The sequence below is a fragment of the Novipirellula artificiosorum genome, from assembly GCF_007860135.1.
GTDB lineage: Bacteria > Planctomycetota > Planctomycetia > Pirellulales > Pirellulaceae > Novipirellula_A > Novipirellula_A artificiosorum.
On the sequence record NZ_SJPV01000005.1, the window covers coordinates 103,785 to 109,784 of the forward strand.

Annotated in this window: 4 protein-coding genes; 2 read left to right on the forward strand and 2 right to left on the reverse strand. The window is 55.4% G+C overall.

Translation table 11 applies throughout. The features are described from left to right. Positions 1-175: 175 nt before the first annotated feature. Positions 176-1,009 carry a 50S ribosomal protein L11 methyltransferase gene (locus tag Poly41_RS15215; protein ID WP_146527323.1) on the reverse strand — a complete coding sequence of 278 codons (834 nt, stop codon included), beginning with the start codon at positions 1,007-1,009 and terminating at the stop codon, positions 176-178. 514 nt (positions 1,010-1,523) lie between these two features. Here Poly41_RS15215 and Poly41_RS15220 point away from each other — a divergent pair. Next, complete coding sequence (locus tag Poly41_RS15220; protein ID WP_146527325.1) at positions 1,524-2,705, forward strand: tRNA-uridine aminocarboxypropyltransferase; 1,182 nt, start codon at positions 1,524-1,526, stop codon at positions 2,703-2,705. On the opposite strand, the gene Poly41_RS15225 is transcribed toward Poly41_RS15220, so the two are convergent. Continuing rightward, positions 2,695-3,780 carry a 3-oxoacyl-ACP synthase III gene (locus Poly41_RS15225; RefSeq protein ID WP_197231361.1) on the reverse strand — a complete coding sequence of 362 codons (1,086 nt, stop codon included), beginning with the start codon at positions 3,778-3,780 and terminating at the stop codon, positions 2,695-2,697. The two genes, Poly41_RS15220 and Poly41_RS15225, sit on opposite strands and share 11 nt — an antisense overlap. Positions 3,781-4,286: 506 nt before the next feature. Between Poly41_RS15225 and Poly41_RS15230 the strand changes: the two genes are divergently transcribed. Further along, positions 4,287-5,039 carry a gamma-glutamyl-gamma-aminobutyrate hydrolase family protein gene (locus tag Poly41_RS15230; RefSeq protein WP_146527329.1) on the forward strand — a complete coding sequence of 251 codons (753 nt, stop codon included), beginning with the start codon at positions 4,287-4,289 and terminating at the stop codon, positions 5,037-5,039. The last annotated feature ends 961 nt before the right edge of the window (positions 5,040-6,000 follow it).

The following is a 6,000-nucleotide window of genomic DNA, read 5'->3' on the forward strand; positions in this document are numbered from 1 at the left end:
ACTCAATTTGCGAATGTATCCGGCCGGGTCTATAGAGTCAAATTTTAAAGAGGTGCTTTTTGTCCACTTTTCGTCTCAATAGTCCCGAAAACCACGCTGACGTTATGGCTCAATCAGACCGCGATCTCGATAGGATCCTCAAGAAAAGCGACAAAAAGACGGTCTTTTCACCATTTTACTCCGCCAACGGTTGGTGGGATGGGGCCGGATTCCACTGGATTTCCAGCAACATACCTGGCAGAAAATTTTCTGACAAAATATCAAAATTTCGCGAATCCAGTGGAGTGCAAATCATATTGCGATCCTCGCAGCCATCGATCAGTCGCCGGATTGCGGTTTTGTTACCGTAGGCCAATAAGCATCGACCGCCCGGTTTGAGACGTCCCTTCAACTGGTCGAGAATCGATTCCTGCAATTCAAACGCAGGATCATAGAAGGCATAGTCCGCCGGTTTCTCGACCGTACCGTCCTCCCAAGGTGGGTTCGAAAGGATCAGATCGAATCGTTCCTCGGGATCGAGTGCTGAGAAAGCGCCCGGATGTTGAGGATCAACCGCGCGCACGTCGAAATCCTCGGCACGGTCGGGCACAAGCATCGCCGCGTTGTAACGAGCGTTTGCGACGGCGATCGGGTTGATGTCGGTCGCGACCACGCTGCGGGCGCCGTTTTGCAAACAGCAAATCGACAGCAACCCCGTTCCCGTCCCGATCTCCAAGACATCGCGATCGACCACCAGCGATTCCTTGCCAATTTTCTTTCGCAGTGAAATCGTATCATCCGGTTCCCAAAATACCGAATCGAATTGAACAAACATGCCATCGGGGAGCCCGGCGGACTCAACCAGGTCGGCGATCGGCCACGTTTGGATCACGTTGTATTGAGGCGGAACACTTTGCTCGTCGCCGCGACCTTCACCAGGATCCTTCAATTTCGACAAGCAACCTGCCGTCAGACCGACAAGGACGATCAGCGGAAAGCAACCGCGTGAAAGGAGAGGGGAGCGAGACATGGGGATCGAGACCTTGGAAGTGATTGGAGAAGCCAGTCGTGGAGAGTGTTAGGTTAGCAGATCCCCGGGCGGCAAAGCGGCAAACAGCGAGCGACCGTTCAGAGGTCATGCAGTTTTAAGCTGTAACGACTGCAGTGTTTCGGTATCCAACCACCCCTGCCCGCGCAGCGGGAGGGGTCGAACGCAGCGAGGGGGAGGGCCGGTATCGAAACGGTGTTGGAGTTTCATGCCGTCATCGCAGCCCGTTTTCCCACTCCCGGCGTTGAAACGCCGACCTCTCCCAAACGAGAGGTAACGGTACTGCAACTCCTCGATAAAGAACGGCTTAGTAACGACATGGTCGCGAACAGGGTCGACGGGGAACCGCCACAAGTTTTCGCGGCCGTGTGACGGCTATGCCCACCCTACTTCTGCCGCGGTGTTTGCCTTAGTTTAGTCGCTTTGATTCAAAGCCTGAACGCAAACGGGATGCGTCCATCATCGAGGCTAAGACGAAGACACCAACGTCACGACCATGCCATCACGCTGCTTTCAATGCTTTCGGCCGATCCAACAGTGCTTCTGTGACCAGATTCCAGCGATTACGAATCGCACGGAGGTGTTGATTCTTCAACATCGCCGCGAACGTTCGCACCCGTTCAATACGGCTCGCATCGTCAACACGGCGTTGCAGCGTTGCAGCGTCCTCTGCGAACACAACGACGAGCTAGCCAAACGGCTGGAAACCATGGAGTTGTCGGCCAATGTGGGGCTGTTGTACCCGGGTGAGGGATCCATGCCGTTAAGCGGTCCGGATGCTCGTGACTTGCCGAATCAGTTGGTGGTTGTCGACGGTACGTGGCATCACGCCAAGACGCTGATGCGTGACGTGCCACGTTTGCAGCGATTGCCCCGCTACCAAATCACGCCTGCTTCTCCCGGCCGGTATCGCATTCGCCGCGAACCGAACGATCAAGCGCTGTCGACTTTGGAAGCGACCGTGGCAGCACTGCGAGAAATCGAACCCGACACCCTCGGCTTCGATCGGTTGCTAAACGTCTTCGAGCAAATGATCGATCAGCAAATCGTTCATGCCCCTGCGAATTGGCGCCAGAATCGACGACGTCGGCGAGGATCGACCAATGTGCCACGATCGCTATGCAGCAATTTGGGCAATGTCGTCGTTGCCTACGGCGAACAAGAACGGGGCCCCCGAAAGGGCGAGGTCGATGATGGAATCAAGCCGCGGCCGGTCTATTGGATCGCCGAGCGTTTGCAGAGCGATGAAACGTTCGCCTGCGCGATCGAGTCGAAATCGCTGCAGGACGCGAAATTTGCGGAGCGTCTCCGGCTGACCGACCGTCAGATCGATCAAGCGATCTCGCTTTCCGAATTCCGCAACCAGTGGAAAGCGTTCTTGCGCCCGTCGGATACGGTCGTGGTGTATCACCAACGAACCGCCAACCTGCTTCGCAACGCCGGAGCGGCATGTCCAAACCTTTTGTTACTCAAATCGATTCAGATCGGCTCGCACCCCGTATCGGCGACACTGGAGCAGTTCCTGCGAGACGAAGGCATTGGGATCGATGACGGTGGAACCAGCCGCTCCTCGTTTCGACTGGCCAATGCGATTGCGTTCGTCAAGCATGTGCAAGCGTCAAATCCACCCCTCAACGAGGGTCCACTCAAAGGTGGTGGCAAAGCGATCATTCGCTAATCTCACCGATGTTTCCGCTGACCGGCGTCTGCCCCCACTCGGCCGACAGCATGACACTGTTGATCCCTGATCCAATCCCCAGCATCGCGACGCGTTGCCCCGCCGACAATTCGCCCCGCTGAGCGGCAGCAGCAAGTGTCAACGGTAAAGCGACCGATCCGGTGTTTCCGAGTTTTGGAAACGTCGCCGAATCGCGGTCCACCGGCAATCCCATCGCGTCAAGCATCGCGACCCGATGACGCGATCCCACTTGATGACAAACGCTGCGGTCGATCTGCTCACGGCTCCAACCACTCTCACCCAGCAACCGTTCAAACGCACTCGCACCGGTTGCAATTCCTTCCGCCATCAAACGCTCGGAATCGGTATCCATTAAAGGATGCATTGCTGATCCTGCGGTATCTTGATCGCTCCGGCACAAGTCGTTGAACTCGGTTCGCGACTCGGCAATCGCCGTGTCGAGCGGCGTCCCCATCCGAGATAGCTTTCGGTGAACCAGCAACCACGCGCAACTCCCCGAGCCGATCGTCAAGGAAGCGAAGGCAGGCTTGACCGATTGCCGCGTCAACGACATGTCGGTATTCAGCTGTTGGATCGTTTGTTCGAGCAGCGGTCGGCTGTTCTCCGTCCCGACGACCACTCCCGCCTCGATCGCTCCCATTTCGATCATCATCGCGATTTGGACCGCCCCGTTCATCAATCCGAGGCAGGCATTTGAGACGTCGTAGACCCAACAAGGGTGGGGCAAACCGACTTCATGATGCACGCGAGACGCCGTGGCTGGCTCGAGAAAATCACGACAAACACTGGCGTGAATCAAACAACCCACTCGATTCCGATCGATTCCCGCCGCTTCAATCGCCCGCGTTGCACTTCGCACGCTCGGTCCGCTGGGCATCGTCCCCGCTGACCAAACCCGTCTCTGCTCGATGCCGCTCATTAAGGCTAAACGGCCTTCGGGCAACTTCAAACGCTCGTAAAGCGGTCGCAACCTCCCTTCAATATGTTCGCTTGTCCAAATTTCATCGGGAATTTCCGCACCGATGGATTCTAAGTAAACGTTATTGAATCTCATTCTCAAGTCCTAAGTTGTTTCCTGCATTGACCTTCGCATTATTTATACCCCTTGAGGCAAAGACTGAGAACCAATCGATCCCCGCTGATTGCTAGCAAAAAATCGGCTTGCTATCACTCCATGTAGTGCTAGCAGCGGCCTTTATTGACTACGTAGCAACAAAGGTTTGACGAACGATTGAACGCTTCTAAATTCCCACCCATCGCCGGTGACACATCGTGTGACACCAAGGGCGGCAATGCAACGGCGAGTTGATTCAGCGGGTTCGCTGCTTACCATTCGTCAAAACGTCAAGATGGGTTGAATGCCAAGATGGCGCTCACTGACAATCTCACGAATCGCTTCGCACGCAGAGGCCGGATGGCTTTGGTGCCGTCGGCAACGACCAAGTCGTGGACGAAGCGTTGTTCTCTTCTCTTTCGATTGCATGCCCCCCGCCCCGAATCGCGAACAGATTCTCGCATCGGGCTTCTTTTCACTCGCGAACTTCGAAGAGGACCTTTCGGATGACGTGTAAACCATTGATCGGCTTAAACGCTGACTATCGTGCTGCAGCTCGTAACATGCCCGCATACAGTTACATCGCTGCTGGCTATTTTCAGTCGGTGATTGCAGCAGGAGGGATCCCTGTTGTACTTCCCCCGATGGATGACCCTGAGTCGATTCATGAGGCTCTGGAGGTGATCCACGGCTTTATCATGATTGGCGGCGCGGACTTGGATCCGCGGAATGATGGTTTCATGTTACACCCTTCGGTACGTCCGCTCGATCCGGTTCGCGAGACAAGCGACCGACTGCTGGTCGCGGACATCGCCGAACGGAGAATGCCGGTGCTCGGAATTGGTACGGGCATGCAGTTGTTGAATGTGCATCAAGGCGGGAACTTGTTCTTACACATCAAAGAAGACCTCCCCAATGCGGTCCCCCACCACGACCCGCAAGACCCGAATCACCGACACACGCTAAACGTCGAAGGCGATTCACTGATCGGCCGCGTCTATGGCGACGGCGAAATCCGCGTCAGCAGCCGACACCACATGGCGATTGACGAAGTCGCCCCCGGATTCCGCGTCACAGCAAAATGCCCCGATGGGGTGATCGAAGCCATTGAAAGTGAAATGATGGATTGGTTTGCACTTGGAACCCAATTCCATCCCGAATGTGGCGCCGCCTCGGCGCTGGACGTTCGCATTTTCGAAGAATTCATCGATGGCGTTCGCGAACGAATGAACCAAGAGGACTTGCGACTGGTTGCCTAAGCGACCGGCTGCCTTAGAGGATCCGAGATCGATCCTCCCCACAATGGAGTTCGAGCCAAGAACCTGTTCTTCGCTCAGTGATCGTACACAAGGATGTGTCAGATAGGAGAATCGGAAACCCATTGGATTGCCAAACGACGTCAAATTCGAAAACTTCAAAGCTTCGCGGATGGATTCGCGATCGATGAGACAAGATGTCAGGTTCTTGAAGCAGAAGTTGTCGTCGCAACAATCGCCTCCCAGGATGGAAGGTGAGTCAGGCAGGGAAGCGTCGATGCCTAGCGGGAAGAACGATTTCACTAGATGATTGAGTCATGGCTGACTTTGAGGCCGGGCGTGCACCGAGTTGAGGCACGCCCGGCTTCTTTTTTGCCTGTCCCCCCCAAAAAGATGTCGCGCAGTCAAGAAAACCATAAGCGTTTACGGACTTCACCCTTTTTCCCTCCGGGTTGCCTGACGAATCGAAAAGTCTAGCGCGTTCTGGGCCCTCCCCCCTCGCTGCGCGAGGTCGTGCAGTTTTTAAGTTGTGACTGCTGAAGTGTTTAGGTATCCATCCACCCCTGCCCGCGCAGCGGGAGGGGTCGAGCGCAGCGAGGGGGAGGGCCGGTATAGAAACAGTGCTGGAATTTCATGTTGTAATCGCAGCCCGTTTTCCCTCTCCCTCGCTTAGGCTCGACCTCTCCCAGAGGGAGAGGTAAATCTTGTAAGTCTTTTTCAATCAACAACTTAAAAACTGCACGACCTCCGCGGGCAGGGGTGGTTGGATACCGAAACACTGTGTTAGTCACAACTTAAAAACCTGACGACCTCCGAGCGGGAGGGGTGGGCTTACCCCTCCCTCTGGGCTCGTTGTACCACATAACTCCTGCGTTTTGCATGCATTGACGGGTTGGTTTTGTGTGCAACTCCACTGGACTTTTTGCTGGACGCCGCGAATTATCCTCAATTGAGGATCCGCGTT